The organism is Nocardia sp. NBC_00511, assembly GCF_045161165.1.
In the GTDB taxonomy this organism is placed as follows: domain Bacteria; phylum Actinomycetota; class Actinomycetes; order Mycobacteriales; family Mycobacteriaceae; genus Nocardia.
Genome location: NZ_CP107849.1, coordinates 5,918,967 through 5,943,967 on the forward strand (window position 1 = coordinate 5,918,967; position 25,001 = coordinate 5,943,967).

General features: G+C 68.9%; 26 protein-coding genes. 17 read left to right on the plus strand and 9 right to left on the minus strand.

Annotation, left to right across the window (positions count from 1 at the left end; all coding sequences use genetic code 11):
- Positions 1 to 69: 69 nt before the first annotated feature.
- Both OG300_RS27855 and OG300_RS27860 read left to right on the plus strand, forming a co-directional pair.
- On the plus strand, positions 70 to 315 hold the full coding sequence (locus OG300_RS27855) for a hypothetical protein (RefSeq protein ID WP_405485992.1): 246 nt from the start codon (positions 70 to 72) through the stop codon (positions 313 to 315).
- 36 nt (positions 316 to 351) lie between these two features.
- The gene (locus OG300_RS27860; protein WP_405485993.1) at positions 352 to 543 is read left to right on the plus strand and encodes a DNA-binding protein; all 192 of its coding nucleotides are present in this window, start codon (positions 352 to 354) and stop codon (positions 541 to 543) included.
- A gap of 24 nt (positions 544 to 567) precedes the next feature.
- Here OG300_RS27860 and OG300_RS27865 read toward each other — a convergent pair whose 3' ends face one another.
- Entirely contained in the window at positions 568 to 2,190 is a 1,623-nt protein-coding gene (locus OG300_RS27865) for an acyl-CoA dehydrogenase family protein (protein WP_405485994.1), read from the minus strand.
- 14 nt (positions 2,191 to 2,204) lie between these two features.
- Positions 2,205 to 2,849 (minus strand): TetR/AcrR family transcriptional regulator, encoded by a 645-nt coding sequence (locus tag OG300_RS27870; RefSeq protein WP_405485995.1) that lies wholly within the window; start codon positions 2,847 to 2,849, stop codon positions 2,205 to 2,207.
- Positions 2,850 to 2,914: 65 nt separating this feature from the next.
- Here OG300_RS27870 and OG300_RS27875 point away from each other — a divergent pair, with 65 nt between their 5' ends.
- Together OG300_RS27875 and OG300_RS27880 are read left to right on the plus strand one after the other, a co-directional pair.
- Positions 2,915 to 3,676 (plus strand): crotonase/enoyl-CoA hydratase family protein, encoded by a 762-nt coding sequence (locus OG300_RS27875; RefSeq protein WP_405485996.1) that lies wholly within the window; start codon positions 2,915 to 2,917, stop codon positions 3,674 to 3,676.
- A gap of 90 nt (positions 3,677 to 3,766) precedes the next feature.
- The gene (locus OG300_RS27880) at positions 3,767 to 5,116 is read left to right on the plus strand and encodes a hypothetical protein (protein WP_405485997.1); all 1,350 of its coding nucleotides are present in this window, start codon (positions 3,767 to 3,769) and stop codon (positions 5,114 to 5,116) included.
- Here the strand turns inward: OG300_RS27880 and OG300_RS27885 are convergent, their stop codons facing one another.
- The gene (locus tag OG300_RS27885) at positions 5,117 to 5,806 is read right to left on the minus strand and encodes a pyridoxamine 5'-phosphate oxidase family protein (protein WP_405485998.1); all 690 of its coding nucleotides are present in this window, start codon (positions 5,804 to 5,806) and stop codon (positions 5,117 to 5,119) included.
- A gap of 123 nt (positions 5,807 to 5,929) precedes the next feature.
- On the opposite strand from OG300_RS27885, the gene OG300_RS27890 reads away from it, so the two are divergent.
- The 3 genes from OG300_RS27890 (at position 5,930) to OG300_RS27900 (ending at position 9,272) form a co-directional block, all read left to right on the plus strand.
- Positions 5,930 to 7,330 carry a PLP-dependent aminotransferase family protein gene (locus OG300_RS27890; protein ID WP_405485999.1) on the plus strand — a complete coding sequence of 467 codons (1,401 nt, stop codon included), beginning with the start codon at positions 5,930 to 5,932 and terminating at the stop codon, positions 7,328 to 7,330.
- Positions 7,327 to 7,572 (plus strand): DUF2630 family protein, encoded by a 246-nt coding sequence (locus OG300_RS27895; RefSeq protein WP_405486000.1) that lies wholly within the window; start codon positions 7,327 to 7,329, stop codon positions 7,570 to 7,572. The genes OG300_RS27890 and OG300_RS27895 overlap by 4 nt, the downstream gene beginning before the upstream one ends.
- Positions 7,573 to 7,655: 83 nt before the next feature.
- Positions 7,656 to 9,272, plus strand: coding sequence for a carboxylesterase/lipase family protein (locus OG300_RS27900; protein WP_405486001.1), 1,617 nt, complete (start codon positions 7,656 to 7,658; stop codon positions 9,270 to 9,272).
- Between the two features lie 4 nt (positions 9,273 to 9,276).
- Here OG300_RS27900 and OG300_RS27905 read toward each other — a convergent pair whose 3' ends face one another.
- From OG300_RS27905 to cobF, 4 genes are all read right to left on the minus strand, one after another.
- On the minus strand, positions 9,277 to 10,143 hold the full coding sequence (locus tag OG300_RS27905) for an Fpg/Nei family DNA glycosylase (protein ID WP_405486002.1): 867 nt from the start codon (positions 10,141 to 10,143) through the stop codon (positions 9,277 to 9,279).
- 132 nt (positions 10,144 to 10,275) lie between these two features.
- Complete coding sequence (locus OG300_RS27910) at positions 10,276 to 11,571, minus strand: lipase family protein (RefSeq protein WP_405498701.1); 1,296 nt, start codon at positions 11,569 to 11,571, stop codon at positions 10,276 to 10,278.
- Between the two features lie 198 nt (positions 11,572 to 11,769).
- Positions 11,770 to 13,380 (minus strand): AMP-binding protein, encoded by a 1,611-nt coding sequence (locus OG300_RS27915; RefSeq protein WP_405486003.1) that lies wholly within the window; start codon positions 13,378 to 13,380, stop codon positions 11,770 to 11,772.
- 111 nt (positions 13,381 to 13,491) lie between these two features.
- Complete coding sequence (cobF, locus tag OG300_RS27920; protein ID WP_405486004.1) at positions 13,492 to 14,253, minus strand: precorrin-6A synthase (deacetylating); 762 nt, start codon at positions 14,251 to 14,253, stop codon at positions 13,492 to 13,494.
- Between the two features lie 20 nt (positions 14,254 to 14,273).
- Here cobF and OG300_RS27925 point away from each other — a divergent pair, with 20 nt between their 5' ends.
- From OG300_RS27925 to OG300_RS27945, 5 genes are all read left to right on the plus strand, one after another.
- Entirely contained in the window at positions 14,274 to 15,080 is an 807-nt protein-coding gene (locus OG300_RS27925) for a thymidylate synthase (RefSeq protein WP_405486005.1), read from the plus strand.
- A 7-nt stretch (positions 15,081 to 15,087) separates the two neighbouring features.
- On the plus strand, positions 15,088 to 15,597 hold the full coding sequence (locus OG300_RS27930; protein ID WP_405486006.1) for a dihydrofolate reductase: 510 nt from the start codon (positions 15,088 to 15,090) through the stop codon (positions 15,595 to 15,597).
- Positions 15,598 to 15,706: 109 nt separating this feature from the next.
- Positions 15,707 to 16,033, plus strand: a complete 327-nt coding sequence (locus tag OG300_RS27935; protein WP_405486007.1) for a cupin domain-containing protein — start codon at positions 15,707 to 15,709, stop codon at positions 16,031 to 16,033.
- A gap of 61 nt (positions 16,034 to 16,094) precedes the next feature.
- Entirely contained in the window at positions 16,095 to 17,108 is a 1,014-nt protein-coding gene (locus OG300_RS27940; protein WP_405486008.1) for a Dyp-type peroxidase, read from the plus strand.
- A 15-nt stretch (positions 17,109 to 17,123) separates the two neighbouring features.
- On the plus strand, positions 17,124 to 17,921 hold the full coding sequence (locus OG300_RS27945; protein WP_405486009.1) for a family 1 encapsulin nanocompartment shell protein: 798 nt from the start codon (positions 17,124 to 17,126) through the stop codon (positions 17,919 to 17,921).
- Here OG300_RS27945 and OG300_RS27950 read toward each other — a convergent pair whose 3' ends face one another.
- Positions 17,922 to 18,899, minus strand: coding sequence for a GlxA family transcriptional regulator (locus tag OG300_RS27950; protein ID WP_405498702.1), 978 nt, complete (start codon positions 18,897 to 18,899; stop codon positions 17,922 to 17,924).
- Between the two features lie 146 nt (positions 18,900 to 19,045).
- Between OG300_RS27950 and OG300_RS27955 the strand changes: the two genes are divergently transcribed.
- The 4 genes from OG300_RS27955 (at position 19,046) to OG300_RS27970 (ending at position 21,413) form a co-directional block, all read left to right on the plus strand.
- Entirely contained in the window at positions 19,046 to 19,636 is a 591-nt protein-coding gene (locus OG300_RS27955; RefSeq protein ID WP_405486010.1) for an isochorismatase family protein, read from the plus strand.
- A 133-nt stretch (positions 19,637 to 19,769) separates the two neighbouring features.
- Positions 19,770 to 20,384 (plus strand): hypothetical protein, encoded by a 615-nt coding sequence (locus OG300_RS27960; protein ID WP_405486011.1) that lies wholly within the window; start codon positions 19,770 to 19,772, stop codon positions 20,382 to 20,384.
- A gap of 42 nt (positions 20,385 to 20,426) precedes the next feature.
- A complete protein-coding gene (locus tag OG300_RS27965; RefSeq protein WP_405486012.1) occupies positions 20,427 to 20,822 on the plus strand; it encodes an NUDIX domain-containing protein in 396 nt (131 codons plus the stop codon).
- An 81-nt stretch (positions 20,823 to 20,903) separates the two neighbouring features.
- A complete protein-coding gene (locus OG300_RS27970; RefSeq protein ID WP_405486013.1) occupies positions 20,904 to 21,413 on the plus strand; it encodes a hypothetical protein in 510 nt (169 codons plus the stop codon).
- On the opposite strand, the gene OG300_RS27975 is transcribed toward OG300_RS27970, so the two are convergent.
- On the minus strand, positions 21,410 to 23,023 hold the full coding sequence (locus OG300_RS27975) for an MFS transporter (protein WP_405486014.1): 1,614 nt from the start codon (positions 23,021 to 23,023) through the stop codon (positions 21,410 to 21,412). The two genes, OG300_RS27970 and OG300_RS27975, sit on opposite strands and share 4 nt — an antisense overlap.
- Positions 23,024 to 23,218: 195 nt before the next feature.
- Between OG300_RS27975 and OG300_RS27980 the strand changes: the two genes are divergently transcribed.
- Entirely contained in the window at positions 23,219 to 25,000 is a 1,782-nt protein-coding gene (locus tag OG300_RS27980) for a TerD family protein (RefSeq protein ID WP_405498703.1), read from the plus strand.
- The last annotated feature ends 1 nt before the right edge of the window (position 25,001 follow it).

Consider the following 25,001-nt stretch of genomic DNA (forward strand, 5'->3'; position numbering starts at 1 on the left):
GACAACCATTCGACTCCCGTGTCGCGCCCAGCCATCGGCGACCGGGACCCACAGACCGGAGAACTCCGTATGCCCCGCGCCGCCCGCCTCGCAGTCATCGCCGCCATGTGCGCCGCCGCCCTCACCACCGGTGTGTCCACGGCCTCCGCGGTCGGGTCCTCCGGCTCCGGCTCGGGCACCGGCAGCGGCGCCGTGGATCTCGGTAGCGGCAGCTACTCCATCGGGTATCTCATCGAGCAGGCCCTGATCACCAGTGGATCCGCCACCCGCTGCCAGCTCAGCTCCACCGACGACCCGAGCTGCCTGTTCCACTGACGCCGTCGCGGGCGACCGTGCGCCTAGGCTCTGGGCATGACCGATTCGACTCTGCCGCGCGGTATCGGCGCACCGGCGACGCGGGCGCTGAACGCCGCCGGATATCAGCGGCTCGAGCAGCTCGCGGACGTCCCGGAGGCCACGCTGCGGGCCATGCACGGGGTGGGGCCGAAGGCGCTTCGCATCCTGCGGGAGGAATTGACGGCGCTGGGTCTGGACCTCGGCTGAGGTAGCCGAGGTCCAGGGTCGCGGTCAGTCGAGGTAGCCGCGGGCCAGGATCGCCTCGGTGTCGACGCCGACCGGCAGGGTGCCGAAGGCGATGCCCCAGTCGCCACCGAACCTGGTGCCGCAGAAGGCATCCGCGACGGCCTGATGCCCGTGGCGGACCAGCTGCGCGCCCTGCAGCACCAGTGCCATCAGTTCGACCACGCGCCGCGCGCGGTATTCGATATCGGCGAAGTCGGTGAGCTCCTTGCCGATTCGGTCGATGGCCTCGTCCAGGTAGCGGTTGCCGCCGCGCGCCAGGTTCACCTCGTTGAAGAAGGCTTCGACAGTCTCGGGCTGACGGCCCATGGCGCGCAACGCATCCAGCGCCGCCACATTGCCGGAGCCCTCCCAGATGGACATGAGCGGAGCCTCGCGGTAGAGGCGCGGCATCCCGGATTCCTCGACATATCCGTTGCCGCCGAAGCATTCCAGGGCCTCGGCCGCGTGCGCGGGGGCGCGCTTGCACACCCAGTACTTGGTGACGGCCAGCGCGATGCGGCGCAGGGCGGCCTCGGCCGGATCGCTGCCGGCGCGGTCGGTGGATCCGGCCAGCCGCATCATCACCGTGGTGGCGGCGTCGGATTCCACGATCAGGTCGGCCAGCACGTTGCGCATGGCGGGCTGGTCGATCAGGTTCTTGCCGAACGTCTTTCGATGCCGGGCGTGATGGGTCGCGAAGACCACGCCCGCCCGCATCCCGGTCGCGGAGCCGATCACACAGTCCAGGCGGGTCATGTTGACCATCTCGATGATGGTCTTGACGCCCGCGCCCTCCGCGCCGACCAGCCAGCCGGTCGCGTTCTCGTATTCGATCTCCGAGGAGGCGTTGGACTTGTTGCCCAGCTTGTCCTTGAGCCGCTGCAGCCGCAGCGCGTTGCGGCTGCCGTCGGGCAGCACGCGCGGCAGCATGAAGCACGACAGCCCGCCGGGCGCCTGCGCCAGGGTGAGGAACAGGTCCGACATCGGCGCGGAGGTGAACCACTTGTGCCCGACGATCCGGTAGGTGCCGTCGGATTGCGGTGTGGCCGTGGTGGTGTTGGCGCGGACGTCGGAGCCGCCCTGCTTCTCGGTCATCGACATGCCCGCGATGAGACCGGCCTTCGAGGACGGCTCCCGCAGCCCGTAGTCGTAGACCTTCGAGGCCAGCAGCGGTTCGAAGGTGGCCGACAGTTCCGGGTTGTGGCGCAGCGCGGGCACCACGGCGTAGGTCATCGAGATCGGGCACATGTGCCCGGCGTCGGCGATGCCCCAGGTGTAGAACTTGGCGGCGCGGGCGACGTGCGCGCCGGACCGCTCGTCCTGCCACGGTGAACCGTGCAGGCCATGGGAGACAGCGACATTCATCAGGTCGTGCCAGTACGGATGGAACTCCACCTCGTCGACGCGATTGCCGTAGCGGTCGTGGGTGTGCAGGACCGGCGGGTTCTCGTTGGCGACCCGGCCCCACTCCTGTGCCTCGGAACCGCCTGCGAGCGCGCCGAGTTCGCGCACTTCGGCCTCGGCCCAGCCCGCGCCTTCCCGGTGCAGGCCCTCGATCAGGGCGGGGTTGCGGGAGTTGTCGAACGGGACGATGTCCGGCACCTGGTTGAAGACTTCATGCGTGGGCATGGCGGGGGGACTCCTTATTCCGTTGGGGCGCGGAGAGTTTCGTGGCCGCGAGTTTCGTGGCCGACGCCGAGGGCGCGCAGCGCGAAGGCCACCAGTTCGGGCATCACCGACTCGCTCTGCAGTTGTTCGGCGAGCGGCCCGACCAGCACTTCACCGACCGCGCCGACCAGGGCGGTGGCGGAGGTGCGCGGATCCTGCGGCGGCAGTTCACCATTGGCGACGCCGTCGGCGACCGCGGCGGCGTAGGTCTCGGCGAAGGCCCGCCGGAAACGCAGTCGTTCGACATCGACAGCGGCGTCCACCGGTTCGGCCAGCAGCACATAGGCGAGTTTCGGGTTCTTGAGCGCGCGCCCGGCGAAAGTCTCGACGGCGGCGGTGACCCGGTCGCGCGCGGTGCGACCCTCCCCCGCGGCACCGGCGGCGGCGACCGCGTCGACCTCACGGGTGACGACCTCGCGGAAGACCGCGGTGACCAGTTCGGCCTTCCCCGTGAACGCCTTGTAGACGGTCCCGGTGGCGACGCCCGCCTCGGCGGCGACGGCGGCCATGGACAGTCCGGCGAAGCCGTCGCGGGAGAGCACGGTCATGGCGGCTCGCACGATGGCGCCCGCCTGGGCGTCCAGGCGGGCCTGGACAGCGGGGGTTCTGCGGTAGGCCACCCAAGAAGTGAACCATTGATTCATTTCTTCGTGCAAGAGCCCGTTTACGGCGTATGGTCGGGGCCGTGAGCGTACGAGTGGAGCGCAACGGCCCCGTCTACACCGTGATCCTGCACCGACCCGAAGCCCGCAACGCGGTCGACGGCCCCACCGCGAAAGCCCTGGCCGACGCCTTCCGGGAGTTCGACGCCGACCCCGACGCCGCGGTCGCGGTGCTGTGGGGCGACGGCGGCACCTTCTGCGCCGGAGCCGACCTGAAGGCCCTCGGCACCGACCGCTCGAACGCGGTCACCGAGGACGGCGACGGCCCCATGGGGCCCACCCGGATGAAGCTGTCCAAACCCGTCATCGCGGCCGTCTCCGGCTACGCCGTGGCAGGCGGTATCGAACTCGCGCTGTGGTGCGATCTGCGAGTCGCCGAGCAGGACAGCACCTTCGGCGTCTTCTGCCGCCGCTGGGGCGTGCCGCTCATCGACGGCGGCACGGTGCGGCTGCCGCGCATCATCGGCGAGGGCCGCGCCATGGATCTCATCCTCACCGGGCGCGCGGTCGACGCCGCCGAGGCCCTGCAGATCGGGCTGGTCAACCGGGTGGTGCCGACCGGCGAATCCCGTGCTGCCGCAGAGCAACTGGCGCTCGAACTGGCCGCCCTGCCGCAGACCTGCCTGCGCTCGGACCGGATGTCGGTGCTCGAGCAGGACGGCCTCGACGAGCCCACCGCGATCAGCAACGAACTGCGCCACGGCATGAAAGCGCTGCTGGACGGTGCGCTCGACGGCGCTGCGCGTTTCGCCTCCGGGGCGGGCCGCCACGGCAGCCGGGCCTGAGCCCGCCGGGTGCCGGGCGGACGGCGGCGGGGATAGCCGCGAATATGCCCGGCAGCACATCCCAGAACCGATCGGTACGCTTGCCATTCAATGAATCGGCTGAGCGTGGTGGACGAGATCTTCCTGCGGTCGCATCGGGGCATGGGTACCCCGATCGCCCTGCAGGGCCTCTGGCGCACCGCCGAACCGGTGCACCCGGCCCTGCTCTGGCATATCCACCGTGACCTGCGCACAGGCCCGCTGGGCCGCCGCGTGGTCCGCCCCCGCATCCCCGGCGCGCGGCCCCGCTGGCAGCGCAACGAGAACGCCTATCCGTTCACCCTGACCACCGCGCCGATTCCGGCTGCGGCCGTATTGGATTGGGCCGACCGCCAGGGCGAGGATCTGGACCCGGAACTCGGCCCCGGCTGGCGACTCTCGGCGGCCCGCATCGACGACGGCGGCTGTCTGGTCGCCCTGACCTGCTCACACGCGCTCGCCGACGGCCGCGCCCTGACCCTCGCGGTCGACAATGCCCTCACCGGCACGCCGCTCGCGACTCCGCTGGCAGCACACTCGGATTGGACCGACGCCCGGCGCATGTGGGCCACTGTCCTCGGCGGTACCGCCCGCGCGCTGCGTCAGGGCATCCCGCCCCGGCCGACCCCGGCGCCGACCCGAAAAGCGGTGCGCGGCAGCGTGACCAGCGAAATGTCCGCGCACGCCGCCGTTTTCCGCCCCAACCCGATCGCCGCACCCCGCACCGAACCCGCGCCCACCGCATCCATCGAATCGGTAGCGGCCACCCCGGCGTCGGCGGTCACCCACTCCGCGGTGGTGGAGATTCCGGTGCGCGAATGGAACCGGGTCGCCGTCGCGACCGGCGGCACCGCCAACAGCCTGTTCGTGCAGCTGATCGCGAACATGCTGTGGGCCAGCGGTTTTCCCGGCACGACCATCGCCGCCAGCCTGCCGGTCGACACCCGCGACGAACCGCGAGTGGACAACGACATGTCCATGACCGAGATCGCCATCACCCGCGCCGACACCCCGGCCACCCTGCGCCACAAGGCCCGTACCGCCTACGAGCACCGCATGACCAGTCCGGGCGGCATCCCCGAGGAACTGCTGCAGGTCATCCCCGACCGCCTGGCCTATCGCCTCGCCAAGGGCGCGGGCGAACGAGACATCCTGTGCTCCAACATCGGAAACCTCCCGGACTCGCTGCTGGCCATCGGCCCGCACCCCTGTACCGGGGTGGCGGCTCGCGCCATCCACCCCGGCCTGCGCTCCGAGGCCCTCCCCCGCACCCGCCTCGCGGGTTACTTCACCCGCATCGCCGACAGCTACACGGTGTCACTGGTGAGCCTCGACCCCGATGCGATCCCCGCTGCCACAACGCTGTACGAGCTCGCCACCACCGCCCTCGCCGAATTCGGCCTCACCGGCCGGAATTGGTGACTACCGCACCAGGGCGCTGTCGGTGACACGTCCGGCGACGTATTCGGGCACCTCGACTCCGGCGTCCAGGTCGGCGGCGGAGATCGGCGGGTCGAAAACCTGACGCATGGGCAGCACGCCCGCCCAGACGCCGCCGGTCTCGATATCGCTCTCATCGTCGCGGGGACCGCCGGTGCGGACCTTGACCGAGGCCTCCGTCAGATCCAGCGCCAGCACCAGCGTCGCGGCCATCTCCTTCTTGTTCGGGCTGCGCACGTCGGCCCACGCGCCGGGTGCGGTGTGCTCGACCATGACTCGCATGCCGTGCATCCGCGCGTCCTCGTCGGTGACCACGACCGGGCGGCCGTGGATGACGGCCGAGCGGTAGTTCATCGAGAAGTGCATGGCCGAACGGGCGTAGACGATGCCGTCCACGTGCGTGACGGTCAGGGAGACATCGCCGGTCATCGCGGCGCGCAGGTTGCCCGCGCCGGTGGAGCCGTGCAGGTAGAGGGTGTCGCCGTCGCGGCCGTAGACAGTGGGGATCACCACCGGGCTGCCGCCGAGCAGCACCCCGAGGTGGCAGACCAGGCCCGCGTCGAGCACGGCGTCGAGTTCGGCGCGGTCGGTGCGGCCCCGCTCTTTACTGCGGGTGAGGCTGCTGCGCGGGGTGGGCGACAGGGGCGGCCGGGTCGTGGCTGTCTCACTCATGAGTCCAGTTTCGCGGCCGGAATGGCATTCTTGAATAGCCAATTCCAAGCAAGATTGTCAGACCACTTGCCTAAATGGCATGCTGGGCCCATCCGATCCCCGACCATCCGGGAGTCCACTTCCATGTGCGCGCACCGCCTCGTCGACGACGACCTGCCGTTCACCGTCGACCGGGTCAGCGGCACGCCGCTGGCCGTCCAGGTCGCCGACGGCCTGCGCCACGCCGCCACCACCGGCGCGCTGCGCGGCGGCGACCGGCTGCCCTCCTCCCGCGAACTCGCCACCCGCCTCGGGGTGAGCCGCACGGTGGTGACCGCGGCCTACGACCAGCTGCACGCCGAGGGCTGGCTGGACGGGCGGCACGGTTCCGGCACCTATCTCACGGCCGCACCCGCCCCCGCGACCGCACCGCCCGGCACCCGCGAACACCATGATCCCGCGGCCGGGCTGCTGGATCTGGCGGCGGGCGCACCCTCGATCGACGCCATCGACCCCGCCGCTTGGCGACGGGCCTGGCGCACGGCGTCGGATCGAATCCCGTTGATCCGCAAGGACCGCCGCGGCGAGCCCGCCTACCGCGACGCCGTCGCCGAACACCTGCTTCGGCATCGCGGACTCGGCGCTGCCGCCGGTACCACGGTGCTGGCCACGGCCGGAAGCAGTTCGGCCGCAGGCGAACTGGCGAGCGCACTGCTGCGACCGGGAGACCTGGTCGCCATCGAGGATCCCGGGTATCGCCGTGCCGCAGGCGCTTTCAAGGCGGCGGGCATGCGGGTGACGCCGGTGCCGGTGGACGACGACGGCATGCGGGTGGACCTGGTCCCCGAGTTGGCCAAACTGGTGTACTGCACTCCGGCACACCAGTTTCCGCTGGGCGCGCGAATGCCCGCCGGTCGCCGGGTCGCACTGGTCGAATTCGCCCGCCGCACCGGGGCCGTCGTCATCGAGGACGACTACGACGGCGAATTGCGTTACGACACCGCCCCTTTGCCACTGCTGGCCACCCTGGCCCCCGACGTCGTCGTGCATCTGGGCACCACCAGCAAGATCCTCACCCCCATGCTGGGCGTGGGCTGGCTGGTCGCGGCCCCCGCGATCGCCGACGCGGTGATGGCCTACCGCGAGCTCACCGGTACCGGCCCGGCCCCGGCGGGTCAGCAGGTGGTGGCCGCGCTGGCCCGGCACGGCGATCTGGCCCGCCACCTGCGTCGGCTGCGGCGCGAGATGCCGCATCGCCGCGCCCTGGTGGTCGACGCGTTGCGTTCGCGCGGGCTCGAGGTCCGTGGCGACGACGCCGGATCCCACGTCTTCGTCCCCCTGGCCACCGCCGCGCAGGAGGATCGGGCGGTGGCCGCGGCCCGGCGGCTCGGCATCCAGTTCGACGGCCTGGCCCGGCATCATCTGGGCGCGCGGCACACGTTCGGCATCGCGCTCGGATACGCCGCGCTACCGGCCGCCGAGCTGCCCGGGGCGGTCCGGTCAGCGGGGGACGCACTGGTCGGAGCCGTAGAGTGGTCCGCATGAGCGAAAAGGACATCCAGTCGCGAATCAAGGACCTGGTCGATCGCGAGCACCAGCTGCGCGCCAAGACCACCGGTGGCGAACTCGACCCCGAGACCGAGCGCCGTCAGCTCGCCGAGATCGAGGTCGAACTCGACCAGTGCTGGGACCTGCTGCGCCAGCGTCGCGCCCGTCTCGATCAGGGCCGCAACCCCGATGAGGCGCAGGCCAGCTCCGCCCGCCAGGTCGAGGGCTACCTGCAGTAGGGCCACGCCGTCCGCTCGGGAGGGCTCGAAAGTTGGCCGCGATGGCCATGGGCCCCTCCCGGGTGCGGGTCTACCCTTTTGTGATGGTGGCAACGACAGATATCGCTACCGCGGACGGAGTGGTTCGCGGACTTCGCGGACGTCGCGTTTCACGCTGGCGGTCCATCCCCTTCGCGGCCCCTCCGGTGGGCGAGTTCAGGTTCCGCGCCCCGCAGCCCGTGCAACCCTGGAGCGGGGTGCGCGACGCGACCGCCTTCGGGTTCGCGGCGATGCAGCATCGCGACGGCGCGCGGATCGGCCCCCGGCAGGCGCAGCCGACCGGCGAGGACTGTCTCACCCTGAATGTCTGTGCGCCCAACGCGACTTCGACCACGCCGCGCCCCGTCATGGTGTTCATCCACGGTGGCGGCTACATGATCGGCACCTCGGCGCTGCGGCTGTATTCCGGTGCGCGCCTGGTCCTTCGCGGTGACGTGGTGGTGGTGTCGATCAACTACCGGCTCGGCGCTTTCGGTTACGTCGACTTCTCCGAATACTCCACGCCCGCACAGCGATTCGACTCGAATCTGGGCTTGCGCGATCAGGTCGCGGCCCTGGAGTGGGTGCGGCGCAATATCGCCGCGTTCGGCGGTGATCCCGACAATGTCACCATCTTCGGCGAGTCCGCCGGGGCGCACGCGGTGCTGTCGCTGATGGCGACGCCCGCCGCGGCCGGACTGTTCCACCGCGGCATCGCGCAGAGCCCACCCGCGGACTGGGCTCCCACCCAGGCGGAATCGCGACTCTTCGCCCGGCGCTGCCTGGACAGACTTGGGATCACCCCGGACGAGACCGCCGCGAAGGCGCTGATCACGGCCGGTGCCAACGATATTCGCCGGGCCGTCGACCATTCCGTCTCGCAGGTCATGCACGAGCAGCCGGGACTGTTCCCGATCGCGCCCACGGTGGACGGCGACTACCTGCCGCTGTCCCCGATCGCGGCGTTCGCACAGGGAACCGCGCATCGGGTACCGCTCATCATCGGCACCAACCGGGACGAGGCCACCCTGTTCGTGCGCTTCGACGACACCCTGCCCACCACCCCCGACCGGATGCGCTGGCTGCTGCGGCACGTCGACCAGGCTCTGAGCGACGGCCCCGATTCCGCCCTCTTCACCAAGCTCGGCCAGACCATGCCCACCTCGCCCGAACGCCTGCACGAGACGCTCGGCGACAACGGCGCGGACGTCGAATCCCGGGTCACCGCAGCGTATCCCGGCTTCCCGGACAAGCGCGTGACCGTCCGCATGGGTGGCGATTTCACCTTCTGGCGGCCGTCGCTGCGCGTGATGGAGGCGCACAGCCGCTTCGCCCCGACCTACGCCTACCGCTACGACTTCGCGCCCCGCGCAATCCAATTGGCGGGTTTCGGCGCCACCCACGCCCTCGACCTGATCCCCGTCTTCGGCGCGGTGGACAGTCCCGTCGGCCGCACCATGACGGCGGCGGGCGGTCAGCGGGCCTGGCAGGCGGTATCGCACCAGTTCCAGGACAACTGGCTGTCGTTCGCGAAAACCGGTGCGCCGCTGTCGTCGTGGCCCGCCTATACCGAGGACACCCGAGCCACCATGATCATCGACTCGACGCCCCGGGTGGAGAACGATCCCGAACAGGCCAAACGTCTTGCCTGGCAGGGAGTTCGAATCCCCGCCCTGACCTGATCGACTATTTGAGCAGCCGGGACATGCGGCGGTCGGCGAGGATCCTGCCGCCGGTCTGACAGGTCGGGCAGTACTGGAACGACTTGTCCGCGTACGCGACTTCGCGCACCAGATCGCCGCACACCGGGCAGGGCAGTCCGGTGCGCGCGTGCACCTGGAAACCGGAGCGCTTCTCGCCCTTGAGTCGCGCGGCGTCCTGCCCCACCGAACGCTGGATGGCGTCGGAGAGGCTGGCGCGCATGGCCGAGAACAGCCGCGCCACCTGCTGCGGGTCCAAGGTGGAAGCGGTGGCGAACGGCGACAGTTTCGCGGTGTGCAGAATCTCGTCGGAGTAGGCGTTCCCGATCCCCGCGATCACCGACTGATCGGTGATCGCGTTCTTCACCCGCTGCGACGTCCCCCGCATGAGCTCCGCGAACTCGGGCTCGCTCACGGCCAGTGCGTCCGGCCCCAACCTGGCGATGCTCGGCACCGACAGCGGATCCGCGGTGATCCACACCGCCAACCGCTTCTTGGTACCCGCCTCGGTGAGATCGAACGCCGGGGTGGCCCCCTCCGGCGTGAAGAAGTGCACCCGCAGCGCCAACGGCCCCTTCCCCGGTTTCGGCGGTGTCGCACTCGGCTCGTCCAGCCACCGCAACCACCCGCCCCGCGACAGATGCGTGATCAACCAGATTCCGCCGCAATCGATTCCGAGATGCTTACCCCAGTGCCCGACCCCGGTGACGTCACGTCCGGACAGTGCGGTCACCGGCGGATCGAAGGTCTTCAGCACACTCAGTGCCGCGACATCGACCCGACCCACCACCGCTCCCACGGCGTGCTCGGCCAGGAACTGCTCCAGCGCAACGATCTCCGGTAGTTCGGGCAAGGGATCTCCTCCCGCTTCCGATTCCTTCGCCCATGCACTCTGAACTGGGCGAATCCCGTCAGGGACCACCCTAACCCGGAACACCGACACCCGCCGGAACCAGAGCTGGACCGGCGGGTGAAGATCGGTGGATCAGCTGCCGGGGAAGCCGGCGGGCAGCGGCGTGAACTGGGCGTTGAACTTCGGGCCGGGCGACAGGCCGCGCAGGACGGCGCTGGTCCAGGCGACGGCCGGAATCCAGCCGGTGACCGCGTTGGTGACGTGTTCGGGGATCGGGACGGTGTAGAAGCGCAGGTCCGCGCCGCGGTTCCAGTAGTCGTTGACGGTGGGCAGCACCACCGACGGCGGGATCAGTTCGTCCCACATGCCGTGCCACCACAGGATCGGGGTGTCGGGGATGTACTTGCCGAGACTGTTGTCCTCGAGCACCTTCATGATCTCCGGAGAGTTCTCCAGGGATTTGCCGGGCTGGTAGTAGGCGCTGATCGGACGGTAGGCGCCCTGCGCGGCGATGGTGGCGTAGCAGCGGCTGCCGAAGTCCTTCAGCAACGCCTGCCCGTCTTCGGTGAGCAGGTCCTCCGGCTTGAACACATCCGGGTATTCGCGTGCGAGGCTGGCGAATCCGAGCCACATGGTGAAGTTGCTGATGCCGGTGAGCCCGGGCTCGGCCTGGGTCGCGAACTGCGCCTCACCGACCAGGTTGCCGGGCGTGCCGCCGATGCTGGTGCCCAGCAGGCGAACGTCGGGAGCGTAGGACTCCCGCAGTTCGGCGGCGCGAATGGAACCCGAACCGCCGCCGGAGTATCCGTAGAGCGCGATCCCGGAATCGGTGAGCCCCAGCGAGGTGTCGTTCTTCATGGCGCGCAGGCTGTCGAGCACCATCTTGCCTTCGCCATAGGTGTTGAAGGTGTTGAACTTGCCGTCGAAGTCCGGCACGTTGATCGCGAAACCCTGTGTCAGCCAATAGATCGACAGCGTCGCTTCCTTCATGGTGCCGACCTGCAGGGTGTGCGACGGGTTGCACGCCGAGTCGGTGGAGTCGATGGCCTCCTGGAACGACACCACCGGGCGCGCGCTGCCACTCCACGGGATGCCCGGCACGATCACCGTGGTCGCGGTGACGATCGGATTGTCGTGAACGTCGTTGGACCGGAACAGCAATTGCTTGGTGAACACCGGGATCGGCAGCCCGAGCAGTCGTGTCTGCACCACCCGGCTGCGCACGATGTCACCCGGCGCGTAGTCGGACAGGTTCGCCGGATCGTCGTACCACGGATCCTGATCCGGGCTGGGGATCGGCAGCTGGTCGTAGAGCTGCGGTTCCGTCGGCAGCTGTGGCAGCTGATTCTGATCCGGTGGGAAGGTGGGCGGGAAGGTCGGATCGGCCGCGGCCACCCCCGCCGCGGCCGCCATCAGGCAGACCGACATCGTCAGGACCGTCAGTCGGCGGCGTCGCCGAGTCTCCCTCATCTACCCACTCCTGCATCGTTGCTGTGAAGATGCCGGACCACACATCCCGGCATGACTCAGCTCACATCACCCGGGCAGACTGCACAATTGACGTTATCCCCAGCCTGTCCCAGACATTTTGTGCACATTCACGACCAGCCCCGGAACCAGCCCGATTCAGTCGTTGAACTGCGCACGGAGCAGGAAGCGCTGCACCTTCCCGCTGGGCGTCTTCGGCAACTCCGGGACGTAGTGGATGCGACGGGGATAGACGTGCGCGGCCAGCTTCTGCTTCACCAACTGCTGTAGGTCCGCCGTCAGCGCTTCGTCCGGCCCGACACCGGGCGCGAGGACCGCGACCGCGATCAGGACTTCGCCGCGCAGCTCGTCGGGCACCCCGATGACTGCCGCCTCCGAGATCGAATCATGGCTGGTGAGAACGCTTTCCACCTCGAACGGCCCGATCCGGTACCCCGCCATGAGGATGACATCGTCGTCACGCGACGCGAAGGTCAGATACCCGTCGGCGTCGAGAGCCGCGACATCTCCGGTGAGATACCACTCGCCGTCCGCCGTGAACCGCGCCGCGCTCGACTCGGGCGCATTGCGGTAACCACGGAAGGTCAGCAGCGGACTGGAGGTCGCGATGGCCACCCGCCCCGCTTCGCCCACCGCGGCCGGATCATCCGAATCCAGTTGCAGCACTTGCACTGTGTAGCCGGGCATGGGCTTACCCATCGACCCCGTCTTGATCTCGGCGATCAGATCCGGATGCCACGCGTTGACCACCGTCATCCCGGTTTCGGTCTGCCCGTAGTGATCCCGGATCTCGACACCCAGTGCCTGCCGCGACCACGTGATGACATCGGGTGTGAGCGGTTCCCCGGCCGAGGACAGATGCCGCAGCACCAGCCCGTCCGGAATCGGCGCATGCCGCAGCGCCCGGTAAACCGTCGGTGCCGCAGCGAAATTGGTGATCCCGAACTCTTTCAGCACCCGCCAGGTCAGCGCCGGATCGAAGGCGGCGCACACCAGCAGACTGCGCCGCCCGGTGGCCATGGGCGCGAGGATGGCGATGTAGAGCCCGTACGCCCAGCCGGGATCGGCGATATTCCAGAAGACGTCACCGTCCGCGTAGTCGATCCCGTATTCGAGGTACATGACCACGCCCGCCATGCCACCCAGCCGCATCGGCACGGCCTTGGGCGTCCCCGTGGTGCCCGAGGTGAACAGTTCCACCAGCACGCCGTCCCCGCCGATGGCCACGGATTCCGGTGCCGGACCGGTGTTTTCGAGCAGCGTCTGGAACGCGACATCGTCACCGACGGGCGTGCCGGTGGTGATGATCCGCCAGTCCCGTTCGGCGGGCAGATCCGCACTGGGCGCGAGCTTGTCCCGCTGCGCCCCGTCGGTGATGACGAAGGTCGTCCCATTCCCGTTGACCCGCATGGCGATCGCTCCCGGCGCGAACGCGGTGAACAGCGGCACGTGCACCGCCCCCAAACGCCAGATGGCCAGCAGCGCCACCACCAGCTCCTGAGACTTCCCCATCAGGGTGGCGACCCGATCCCCTTCGCGCACACCGAGTTCCACGAGCGCCGCCGCGACCCGCTCGGAGCGCGCCCGCAATTCCCCGAAGGTCAGATCCACACTGCCGAGGTCGGGCGCCACGAACGTGAACGCCACCGCGTCGGCGGGATGCCGGTCGCACAGCAGCTCGGCCGCGTTCGCGTCGGCCGCGCCGTATTCGTCCCGCAGTTGTCCGGCCCGTTGGATCGGGGTCGTCATGCCGTACCTCCACACGCCGGAGCGCGCCTCGTCGCACGCCCCACTACACCGTCGCCCAACTATTGACGCTCTGCCAATAGTTGGTCAAGGGCTCCGCGATGAACGGTCCGACTACCCCCGTCGCAGCAGGTAGGTGTCCATGATCCAGCCCTTGGCCTCACGCAACGCGGCCCGCCGCCGCGCGATCCGGCCCTCGACCACCCGCAGCGGCCCCTCGACGATCACCTCGTCGGGCATCCCCAGGTACGCACCCCACCAGATGTAGAGGTCGTCACCGGGCACCTCGGTGAACGAGCAGTCGCCGTCCAGCATCACCAGCCGCGCCTCGCCCGCGGCCAGCCCCTCCTCACGCAACCGCCGCCCGGTGGTGATGTGCACCGGCTCGCCGATCTCGTGCAGCACCATGCGATGCGCGGCGGCCAGCGCCTGCACGCTGGTGATGCCCGGGATCACCTCGTAGTCGAACTGGACGCGCTCACGGTCGAGCACCCGCTCGACGATGCGCAGGGTGCTGTCGTACAGCGACGGATCACCCCACACGAGAATGCCGCCCACACCCTCGGTTTCGGCGAACGCGGCCTCGAACAGCTCGGCCCGCGCCTCGTGCCAGTCCCCCACCACATCCCGGTACGCGGCGTCCGCCCCGGTGCCCGGCACACTCCGGTCCCGCGGCGGGTCGGCGATTTCCACGATGGTGTGCGGCCCCGGCACATGCTCGGCCAGGATGGCGGCGCGCACGTCGACCAGTTCCTGTTTCGCGTCCCCTTTCCCGATGACATAGAACACGTCTACCTGGCGCAATGCCTTGATGGCCTGCACCGTCACCTGGTCCGGATCTCCCGCTCCGATTCCGATCACAAATAGCTTCCGCACGATGCGTAAGCTTGCCAGGCGTGAACAGCGGCCGAGATACCCAGTACGAGGACCTGCTCCGACTGGTGCTGGAGTCCGGCACCCCGAAAGCCGATCGGACGGGCACCGGAACCCGCAGCATCTTCGGCCATCAGCTGCGCTACGACCTGTCGCAGGGCTTCCCGCTGATCACCACCAAGAAGGTGCACCTGAAGTCCATCGTCTACGAGCTGCTGTGGTTCCTGCGCGGCGATTCCAACGTGAAGTGGCTGCGGGACAACGGCGTCACCATCTGGGACGAGTGGGCCGACGCGCAGGGCGAACTGGGTCCGGTCTACGGCGTGCAGTGGCGGTCCTGGCCGACGCCGGACGGCACCCACATCGATCAGATCTCGCAGGTGCTGCAGACGCTGCGCACCGATCCGGATTCGCGCCGCATCATCGTCTCGGCGTGGAACGTGGCCGATCTCGACAAGATGGCGCTGGCCCCCTGCCACACCTTCTTCCAGTTCTATGTGGCCGACGGCAAGCTCTCCTGCCAGCTGTATCAGCGCAGCGCGGACCTGTTCCTGGGCGTGCCGTTCAATATCGCCAGCTACGCGCTGCTGACCATGATGGTCGCCCAGCAGACCGAACTGCTGCCCGGCGAGTTCATCTGGACCGGTGGCGATGTGCACATCTACGACAATCACGTGGACCAGGTGCGCGAGCAGCTGACCCGCGACCCGTACCCGTTCCCGAGCCTGCACCTGCGGCCCGCGCCGACCCTGTTCGACTACGTCTACGAGGACGTGGAAATCCAGGGCTACCAGCATCATCCGGCCATCAAGGCCCCGGTGGCGGTGTGAGCGCCGCGTGAGCCGGACGATCGGGCTGATCTGGGCGCAGACGCCGAAGGGAATCATCGGGCGGGACAACACGATTCCGTGGCGGGTACCCGAGGACATGGCGCATTTCAAGGAAGTCACCTGGGGGCATCCGGTGGTGATGGGCCGCCGCACCTGGGATTCGCTGCCGCCGCGATTCCGCCCGCTGGCGGGGCGGCGCAATATCGTGGTGACCCGCCAACCGGAGTGGGCCGCCGACGGCGCGGAACCCGCGGGATCGCTGGAGCAGGCCCTCGAACTGGCCGGGGACGGTCCGGTGTGGGTCGCGGGCGGTGGCGAGATCTATCGCGCCGCAATGCCTTTGGCGACCGAGCTGATGGTCACCGAGGTGGATGCCGACGTCGACGGCGACACGCTGGCACCCGTCATCGACCCCGAGTGGCAAGCAGACGACGAACCCTGGCAGGAGTCCACCACCGGTCTCCGCTATAGATTCCGCCGTTATCGCCCCGCCTCCCCTGGCTTGCGGCAGCCCTGATAACGCATCCATTTCGCATCCAGCAATTCCTGTACACGCCATCCGCGAAACAGCCGATTGGTATGAGCTCGTCCGGCATACTCAGCGATACTCCGGCGAAAGGCAGTCCATGGACAAGAAATCGCTGACCGCGGTTGCTCGCCAGCAACTCAAACTGGCGGCCACCGCCTCGAGCGGCCGCAGCTCGCAGACCATCTACGGCGGGCACGCCCACAGCCTGCGGCAGACGGTCATCGCGCTGACCGCGGGTCAGACGCTCGCCGAGCACGAGAATCCGGGTGAGGCCACCATGGTGGTGCTCAGCGGCGTGCTCGCGCTGATCAGTGGAACCAACGAGTGGAAGGGTTCCGCGGGCGACCTGCTGGTGATCCCGAACGCACGCCACAGCGTCAAAGCCATCGACGACGTGGCGTTTCTGCTGACCGTCGCCAAGTAGCGAGGCACTCACCGGGCAACCCGGCGACGGTTTGCCCGGATCGGGGCTTAGGGTGGAACCCATGGGTGAGCCACAGCCGTTCCTCGACCCGCTGACACCGGCCGCGATCTTCCTCGTCGCCACGATCGACGAGGGTGGCGAGGCGGTGGTGCGCGAGCTACTCGCAGACCTGCCCGGGTTACGCCGCTCCGTCGGCTTCCGGGTGCCCGGCTCCGGTTTGGCCTGCATCACGAGCGTCGGATCGGGCGCGTGGGACCGGCTCTTCTCGGGATCGAAACCCGCACAGCTGCACGAGTTTCCGGGCTACGTCGGTGACAAGCATCAGGCCCCGATCACGGCGGGTGACCTGCTGTTCCACATCAAGGCCGAGTCCCAGGACGCCTGCTTCGAGCTGGCCATGAAGATCGGTGAGCGACTCACCGGGGCCGCCACCATCGTCGATCAGACGGTGGGCTTCCGGTATTTCGAGCAGCGTGACCTGCTCGGCTTCGTCGACGGCACCGAGAATCCGGAGGGCGAGCTGGCGCTGGTCGCCGGTCTGGTCGGCGACGAGGATCCCGAATTCGCCGGGGGCAGTTACGTAATCGTGCAGAAGTACCTGCACGACCTCGATTCGTGGAAGGCGCTCTCCACCACCGAGCAGGAAAAGGTGATCGGCCGCACCAAGCTCGACGACTACGAGCTCTCCGACGCCGACAAGCCCGCGAATTCCCATGTGGCGGTGAACGACCAGGACGAGGTCGGCAATATCGTGCGCGCCAATATGCCGTTCGGCAGCGTCAAGGACGGCGAATTCGGTACGTACTACATCGCTTACGCCGACGACCCCACCGTCACCGAGACCATGCTGGAGCGCATGTTCCTCGGCACCCCGGACGCCGCCTACGACCGGATCCTGGATTTCTCCACCGCCGTCACCGGCACCTCGTTCTTCACCCCGCCCGCGGGGTTCTTCGACGCCCTGCCGGACGCACCCGCGCCCGCGGCGGCGGTGGCCCGGGAATCCCTGGCCGCCAACGATGTTGTCCAGACCAACGGGCACGGATCACTCGGTATCGGCTCGCTACGGCGCTGAATCAAAGGAGCAAACATGAACAACCTGCACCGGGAACTCGCGCCCATCACCTCGGAGGCCTGGTCGGCCATCGAGGAGGAGGCGACGCGAACCTTCAAGCGGCACATCGCCGGTCGGCGCGTGGTGGACCTGTCCGGTCCGCACGGCGACGATTTCAACGCGGTCGGCCTGGGCCGCACCACCACCATCGAGTCCCCCGGCGAGGGGGTGCGGGCGCGGCAGCGCGCGGTGCTGCCGCTGGTGGAGCTGCGGGTGCCGTTCACGCTGTCACGCGAGGAGCTCGACAATGTCGAGCGCGGCGCGCACGACACCGATCTGGACCCGGTGAAGGAGGCGGCCAAGAAGATCGCCTTCGCCGAGGACCGCGCCATCTTCGAGGGCTACCCCGCGGCCGGTATCACCGGCATTCGCTCCACCACCTCCTGCGAACCGGTGAAGCTGCCGGGCGACCCGCGCCTGGCCCCCGAGGCCGTGGCGCAGGCGCTGAGCAAGCTGCGGCTGGCGGGTGTGGACGGCCCGTACTCGGTGCTGCTGTCGGCGGATCTGTACACCGCGGTCAGTGAGACCTCCGACCACGGTCACCCGATCCGCACCCATATCGAGCGGCTCATCGACGGCGACATCATCTGGGCGCCCGCCATCGACGGCGCCTTCGTATTGTCCACCCGCGGTGGCGATTTCGATCTGCAGATCGGCCAGGACCTGTCGATCGGCTACCTGTCGCACGATGCCGACTCGGTGCAGCTCTACTTCCAGGAGAGCCTGACCTTCCTGGTGTACACCGCCGAGGCAGCGGTCGCGCTGGAAGCGTGATCAGTTGAGTCGGAAGCGGTTTCGATACTCCGTCGGCGTCGTGTCGAGCTGACGCCGGAAGGCCCGGGTGAGGGTGTCGGTGGTATTGAAACCGCTCAGGCTCGCGACCCGTTCGAGGGTGTGGTCGGTCGTCTCCAGCTGGTTGCGCGCCACCTCGACGCGCGCCGACTCGATGTAGGCGGCCGGGGTCATCCCCAACTCGGTCTTGAACACCCGCGTCAACTGCCGCTCGCTCACGTGCATGTGCGCGGCCAGGTCCACCACCGTCAGCGATCCGGCGAGATGCCGCGAAATGTAGTGGCGCACATCGTCGATGCGCCGCGTGGTCGACACCGGTTCGAGTGAGACGCTGAACTGACTCTGCCCGCTGGGCCGCTTCAGGAACATCACCAGCTGCCGCGCGACCCGCAGCGCGGCCGCCTCCCCGAAGTCGTCGGCGACCAGCGCCAGCGACAGATCCAGGCAGGCGGTGAGCCCCGCACCGGTCCAGACATCCTTGTCGCGAATGAAGATCGGGTCGGCGTCGACCTCGATCGCCGGATGCTCGGCGGCCAGCTGCTGCGCCGTCGACCAGTGCGTGGTGGCACGCCGTCCATCCAAAAGCCCTGCGTCCGCGAGGATATGGGCCCCGACGCACACCGAGGCCACCCGACGGGTCTGCCCCGCGAGCACCCGCACCCGCTCGACCACGGCGGGATCACTGATCGCCCGCACCCGCCCCTGTTCGTCCACCTCGACCGCGCCGGGCACCAGCAGCGTGTCGATGCGGCGGGATGCCAATTCGTCGAAGGTGATGTCGGGCAGCACCCGCACCCCGGCGGAAGTCGTCACCGGTTCGAGGGTCTCCGCGGCCAGTACCACCCGATACCCGGTCTCGCCGTCCAGCTCGCGTCGCAACAGCGCGAAGACCTCGGGCGGCCCGGTGACGTCGAGCAGATCGACCTGATCGAAGAGCACGATCACGATCAGCCGTTCCACGGTGGTCAAGCCCACTCCTCAGGTCGATGTCCGAATCTGCAGGTTACCTGACATTCCCGACACGCCCCTCGCACCCTAGCGTGGAAGACATCCACCGCACACCGCGGTTCGCGACCCCGACCAAACCACGAAAAGGCTTGCACCCCATGGCTTCCCAGACCCTGCGCGACCTCAACGGCTTCGACTCCACCCCCGCCGCCCTGGCCGACTCCACCCTGATCCTGGTCGACTACCAGAACACCTACACCCACGGCGTAATGGAACTCGACGGCTGGGAACCCGCCCTCACCGCCGCCGCCGACCTGCTCGCCCGCGCCCGAGCGGCAGGCGCGAAAGTTATCCACATCATCAACGACGGCGGCGTCGGCACCCCCTACGACATCACCGCGGAGATCGGTCGGATCCACCCCGCCGTGGCCCCGCTCGAAGGCGAACCGGTGGTGGTCAAAACCGCCCCCAATGCCTTCGTGGACACCGACCTGGCCGACCACGTCGACGCCGCAGGCAACAAGTCCGTGGTCATCGCCGGTTTCATGACCCACATGTGCGTCACCTTCACCACCGAGGGCGCCTTCCTGCGCGGCAACCTCCCCACCGTCGTGGCCACCGCCTGCGCCACCCGCCCCCTCTCCTCCCCGGCTGCCGAGGTCCCCGCCGCCCAACTCCACAACGCAGCCCTGGCCACCATCGGCGACCTGTTCGGCATCGTCGTCGCCACCCCCGCCGACCTGGCCTAGATCGATTCCGGCACAGTGTCTTCGGCGAAGCCGCAGCGCAACGCCGCAGACCGTCCGGGCGATATCGCGGTTCGGCGGATGTCCACAGCCATCCACAGCCCCGCCGGGCGACTCGGCCGGGCCGGGTGACCTCGTGATCGCGGTGGTGGAGGCGAAGCACACCGAGGAGTACGGTGTGCCGCAGTCGGTTGCGGGAGGCGGGATGACTGTGGTGCAGGCCGGTGCGGTGCGGGCTGGTGTGGTGCCGGGGCGGCGGATGGCCTTGTACGCCGTCATCGGGCTGCTGGCGGCCGGGGCGGTGTGCGGGGCGACGGTGGCGCTGTTCGGGCTGAATCGAGTCGTGTCGGGCGCGTTCCTGGGGATCGTCGTCGCCATCGCACTTCAGGTGGTGCTGTTCGGACGGGATGCCATCGTATTGAGCGAGGAATCGATTCAGCGCCGCACGCCGTGGGCGGCCTCGACCATCGAGTGGGGCCGGGTGGTCGCCGGGCGGTTCACCCTCGACGACCGGTCCCGGTGGTCGCTGGCACTGGATCTCAACGGCGGCGCGGAGCCACACGGAGAACTGGTGCTGCTGTCCATTCCGCCGGTGGTGGGCCCGATGGCCGGCGCCTACGACATGCGCAAGCGCGATCAGGTCAACGAGATCCGGAACATGCTGCGGCACAAGCGGATTCCCGTGACAATCCTGCCCGATATCGCGGCGGCGTTGCAGTCGCACTGGAAGATCGCGCCGCCCGCCCGCTGAACCCGCGAATCCCGCGCAACCGCGGCTGGCTAGGCTGGCCCGGTGATTCGCACCGCGGCGCTGGCGCACATCCGGGATCGGCGAATGTTGCAGACCCGGTCCACCGGCAAAGAAGTGTTCTACATGGCGGGCGGCAAGATCGATCCCGGCGAGACTCCGGAAATGGCCCTGCACAGGGAGATTCGCGAGGAACTCGGGGTGGATGCCACCGCCGTCAGCGAGCTGGGCGTGTTCGAAGCCGACGCGTACGGCCACGCGCCGGGCACCCCTCTCCACATGACCTGCTTCCTGGGCGAGCTCACCGCCGAACCCGCGCCCTCGGGTGAGATCGCCGAACTGCGCTGGTTCACCCTGGCCGAATACGCGGCGATGGATCACGTCGCGCCCGGCTCGCTGCTGGTCTTCCAGCGGGTGCGGGCCCTGGGCCTGATCGACTGAAACCGCCCACTGTAACCCCCCGCGCTATTTCTGATTGGCATCTCCGCCAATCGGATTCGCACGAAATCAAGGGTGATTGCAGTGATCAAACCGCTTACTCTGCTCACGACGTTCGTCATGGCCGCGGGCGGCCTCGGGGTGGGAACGGTGGCGGATTCCCGCATCGACACCACCCCGGTGCACCTCGAGGCCGCCGCCTCCTGTCTCTGGGCCGGTGGCGCTCACCCGCAGGGTGAGCAGATCGCGGCCGGGGGCACGACCTACACCTGTGGCAGCGACTCGGCCGGGCCGCGCTGGTTCCCGGGCGGTGCGGCGGGTGTGAGCACCGTGCCCAATCCGGGCGCGAACGCCAATCCGGCGGGCCTGTTCAGCGCGGGCGCCCGCCAGCCCGGCACCGACTACGACGACTACTGCTCGGGCGATCAGCTCATCCCCGGCGTCGGCGACCAGTTCGAGGCGGTCCCGACCAGCGGTGGGCTGCTGTGGAAGTCGGCGGGCCCGATCACCCGCTGGAGTTTCGATCCGGGCGTGGTGTGGCCGCACGATTCGACCCGCTCCACCGGCTTGTGCAGCGACGGCCAGCTGCTCTAGGAACTCTCCTCGACCCCGGTGTATCCCCGGTTGGGGATACGGGTGGCAGCGGCCAGGCCGATCAGCAGGAAGATCGCCGCGGCCAGCAGCGTGGTGCGGGTGGAGTCGGTGAAAGCCCGGCTCAGCGCGTCCACGATGGCGGCGGCCCCGTGGTGTTCACGCACCCCGGAGATGGCGCCGCCCGCGGATTCCCGGGTGGCGGTGGCCAGGGTGTCGGCGGCGTCCTGCTTCAGATCCGGCACCTGTGACAACCGTTTCGGCAGATCGTGGGCCAGGGCCGCGGACAGCAGCGCGCCCACGATCGCGGTGCCGAAGGCCGAGCCGACCTGCCGCACCGTGCTCTGAATGGCCGACCCCTGACCCGAATTGTCCGGCGGCACATCGGCGAGCACCGCCCCGGTCAGCTGCGCCGAGGCCATGCCGAGCCCGAGCCCGTACCCGATCAGCAGCACCGCCAGCCACCAGCCGGAGATGTGCGGGGTGACGAACAGCGCGGCCAGGGCGATGGCCACGGCCTCGAATCCCAAGCCCAGCTGCACGACTCGCACCGGCCCGTGTTTCCGCACCAGCCCCTCCGCGATCCCGGCCGCGAAGAACGCGCCGACGGCCATGGCCGCCAGCACATATCCCGCGCCGAGCGGCGAGAGCCCGAGCACGTTGACCATGAACAGCGGCAGCACGAACAGCAGGCCGAACTCGCCCAGCGCCACCAGGAACGCGGTGATATTGCCCCACCGGAAGCTGGGGATCCGGAACAGCGACGGGTCGAGCAGCGCGGAGCGCCCGATCAGCGCGCGATGCTGCTCCCAGCGCAGGAACAGCACCAGCGCGAGCACGCCGAGCAGCAGCAGGATCGGGATCGGTGAGATCGGCGCGCTCTGCGGCCACTTCCATCCCGCCAACGGGAACTCCCGCAACGGTTTCCACCAGCCGTAGGTCTGGCCTTCGATGAGCGCGAACACCAGCAGCGCGAAACCCGCTGCGCTGAGCAGGAATCCGTCCACATCCAGACCCGGCGCGGTCTTGCCCATACGGGTCTCGGGCACGAAAAGGAACAGTCCGATCAGCACCACCGCACCGAGCGGGATGTTGACCAGGAAGATCCACGGCCACGAGTGGTAGGTGGTGAGCCAGCCGCCGAGCAGCGGCCCGATCGCGGCGACCCCGGAGATCACCGACCCCCACACGGCGAACGCGATGATCCGATCGCGCCCCCGGAACAGCGCGTTCATGGTGGCCAGGGTGCCCGGCATGATCCCGGCCGCGCCGATGCCCTGCACGATGCGGCCCAGCAGCAGCGGCCAGGCCCCGTGCGCGCGGGCGGCGAGCACGCTGCCGAGCAGGAACACCACCACCCCCAGCGCGAACATGCCGCGGCGGCCGAGCCGGTCGCCGAGGCGGCCGCTGGTGATCAGCAGCGCGGCCAGCACGACCGCGTAGATGCTGTTGATCCATTGGGCCTGAGTGAAATTCAGCCGCAGATCGTCGATGATCACGGGCAGCGAGACCGAGACGATGGTGCCGTCGAGCACCACCATGGACAACCCCAGCGCGAGCACGCCGAGCGTGATCCATTTCTTGCGACCCAGGTCGAGCTGCGCTTCCGTCATCCGTCGCTCCCGCCGCTGAGACAGCTGTCCGAAGAATCCGGTATCCGGTCGTGGCCGCCGCGCACGCCGGTGTTGCCACCAATGTGCCGTATGACCGTTTAACAGTGTAGATGCAGGCCCTCGGCCTGCCGAACATTTGCCAATCATTACCCCGAACGGGCGATGTCCGAATCGGATACGTTGGAACCCGTGTCGATGATGAAGGGTTCCAACGTTGCGGTGCCGGCGTCCGAGCTTCGAATCGAGCTCGGCTGGCAGTCGGGACCCGGCGTCCCCGACGCCGATGCCTCGGCCCTGCTGCTGGCCGGTGGCCGCGTCCGCTCCGACGCCGATTTCGTCTTCTACAACCAGCCCCGGCACGCCTCGGGCGCGGTCCGCCACGACGGCAAGCGCCAGGGCCCGCAGGTCCTCGACGTCCTCTCGGTGACGCTGGACCAGGTGGAGTCGCAGATCGAGACCATCGTGCTGGCCGCCTCCGCCGACAGCGGCACCTTCGCCCAGTTCCAGGGCCTGCACGTCCGTCTGATCGACACGGTCGGCACCGAACTGGCCCGCTTCGACAGCACCGACGCCACCACCGAGACCGCCTTCGTCCTCGGCGAGCTGTACCGCCGAGCCGGCGGCTGGAAGTTCCGCGCGGTCGGCCAGGGCTACGACTCCGGATTGGCCGGACTGGCAAGGGATTTCGGCATCTCGGTAGACGACGACCCGGCCGCCCCGCAATCCGGCCCCGCCACCGGCCAGTCCAACCCGAACATCTCTCAACCGAATACCCCTGCACCGCAACCGACTTCGAGCGCATCACAATCTCAGGGCGGATCACCACCGAACCCCGCCATCTCACAGCCGAACCCGGTCGCACCTACCGCATACCCACCCCAGCAGCCGCCGTACCCGGATCAGCCCTGGCAGCCGCCCACACCTGCCCGGCCCACACCGCCGCCGTACCCGGATCAGCCCGCCCCGCAGCAGTATCCGAGCCAGCCCCCAGGCCAGCCGTACTCGAGCCAGCCACCGCAACAGCCCTACCCAAGTCAGCCCGCCGGGCAGCCCTACCCGAGTCAGCCACCGCAGCAGCCATATCCGGGTCAACTCGCGCCACCGCCCTACCCGGGCCAGGGCGGGCAACAGCCGTATCCGGCGGACCCCGCGCAACAGCCGTTCGCGCCGCCTCCTGCCTATCCGCAGCCGACGTACTCTTCGGAGCAGCAGTTCCACGCACCGCAGCCGACTTACCCACCGCAGCAGCCTTATTCGCCGCAGCCGGGCTTCCCGCCGCCCGCCCCGTTCACGGCGCAGCCGCCCGCATCCCAGCCGCCCGCACCGGACCAGCCGCGGGTGAATCTGGGCAAGATCTCCCTGACCAAGGACGCTCCCGCGGTCTCGCTGACCAAGCAGGGTGCGACCGGCGGCATCATGCGGGTGAACCTGAACTGGTCGGTGCCCAGCTCGGGCGGTGGACTCTTCGGCCGGAAGCGTTCCGGCAGTGGCGGACTCGACCTGGATCTGTGCGCGTTCTGGGAGCTGGCGGACGGTTCCAAGGGTTGCGTGAGCGCCCTGGACACCTTCGGCACTCTGCACAAGCCACCGTTCATCGCCCTCGATCAGGATGACCGCACCGGTTCCAGCACGACCGGCGAGAACCTGTCGATCAATCTCGACCACACCGCCGACTTCCGCCGCATCCTGGTCTTCGCGTCCCTGTACGAGGGGGCCCAGGATTTCCGCGGCGTGCGCGCGACCGCCACCCTGTATCCGCGTGATTCCCCGCCCATCGAGATGGAAGTCGGTGGCTGCACCGATGATTCGCGCGAGATGGTGCTGGCACTGATCGAGAACCATCAGGGCGAGCTGGTGGTACGCCGTGAGGGCCGTTTCATCCGGCCGCCGGAGGGCCGCCGCCTGTGGGGCAAGATGGCGGTCGATCAGGCCTACAACTGGGGCCTGAAGTGGGGCACCTCGAAGGGCAAATCCTGAC

Bases quoted from the DNA above. Each gene is read 5' to 3' on its own strand.
- OG300_RS27940 (WP_405486008.1), top strand. From the start codon at position 16,095: ATGGGTGAGCCACAGCCGTTCCTCGACCCGCTGACACCGGCCGCGATC.
- OG300_RS27945 (WP_405486009.1), top strand. From the start codon at position 17,124: ATGAACAACCTGCACCGGGAACTCGCGCCCATCACCTCGGAGGCCTGG.
- OG300_RS27895 (WP_405486000.1), top strand. From the start codon at position 7,327: ATGAGCGAAAAGGACATCCAGTCGCGAATCAAGGACCTGGTCGATCGC.
- OG300_RS27855 (WP_405485992.1), top strand. From the start codon at position 70: ATGCCCCGCGCCGCCCGCCTCGCAGTCATCGCCGCCATGTGCGCCGCC.
- OG300_RS27915 (WP_405486003.1), bottom strand. From the start codon at position 13,380: ATGACGACCCCGATCCAACGGGCCGGACAACTGCGGGACGAATACGGC.
- OG300_RS27900 (WP_405486001.1), top strand. From the start codon at position 7,656: ATGGTGGCAACGACAGATATCGCTACCGCGGACGGAGTGGTTCGCGGA.
- OG300_RS27890 (WP_405485999.1), top strand. From the start codon at position 5,930: ATGTGCGCGCACCGCCTCGTCGACGACGACCTGCCGTTCACCGTCGAC.
- OG300_RS27885 (WP_405485998.1), bottom strand. From the start codon at position 5,806: ATGAGTGAGACAGCCACGACCCGGCCGCCCCTGTCGCCCACCCCGCGC.
- OG300_RS27955 (WP_405486010.1), top strand. From the start codon at position 19,046: ATGGCTTCCCAGACCCTGCGCGACCTCAACGGCTTCGACTCCACCCCC.
- OG300_RS27975 (WP_405486014.1), bottom strand. From the start codon at position 23,023: ATGACGGAAGCGCAGCTCGACCTGGGTCGCAAGAAATGGATCACGCTC.
- OG300_RS27880 (WP_405485997.1), top strand. From the start codon at position 3,767: ATGAATCGGCTGAGCGTGGTGGACGAGATCTTCCTGCGGTCGCATCGG.
- OG300_RS27860 (WP_405485993.1), top strand. From the start codon at position 352: ATGACCGATTCGACTCTGCCGCGCGGTATCGGCGCACCGGCGACGCGG.
- OG300_RS27865 (WP_405485994.1), bottom strand. From the start codon at position 2,190: ATGCCCACGCATGAAGTCTTCAACCAGGTGCCGGACATCGTCCCGTTC.
- OG300_RS27980 (WP_405498703.1), top strand. From the start codon at position 23,219: ATGATGAAGGGTTCCAACGTTGCGGTGCCGGCGTCCGAGCTTCGAATC.
- OG300_RS27935 (WP_405486007.1), top strand. From the start codon at position 15,707: ATGGACAAGAAATCGCTGACCGCGGTTGCTCGCCAGCAACTCAAACTG.
- OG300_RS27910 (WP_405498701.1), bottom strand. From the start codon at position 11,571: ATGTCGGTCTGCCTGATGGCGGCCGCGGCGGGGGTGGCCGCGGCCGAT.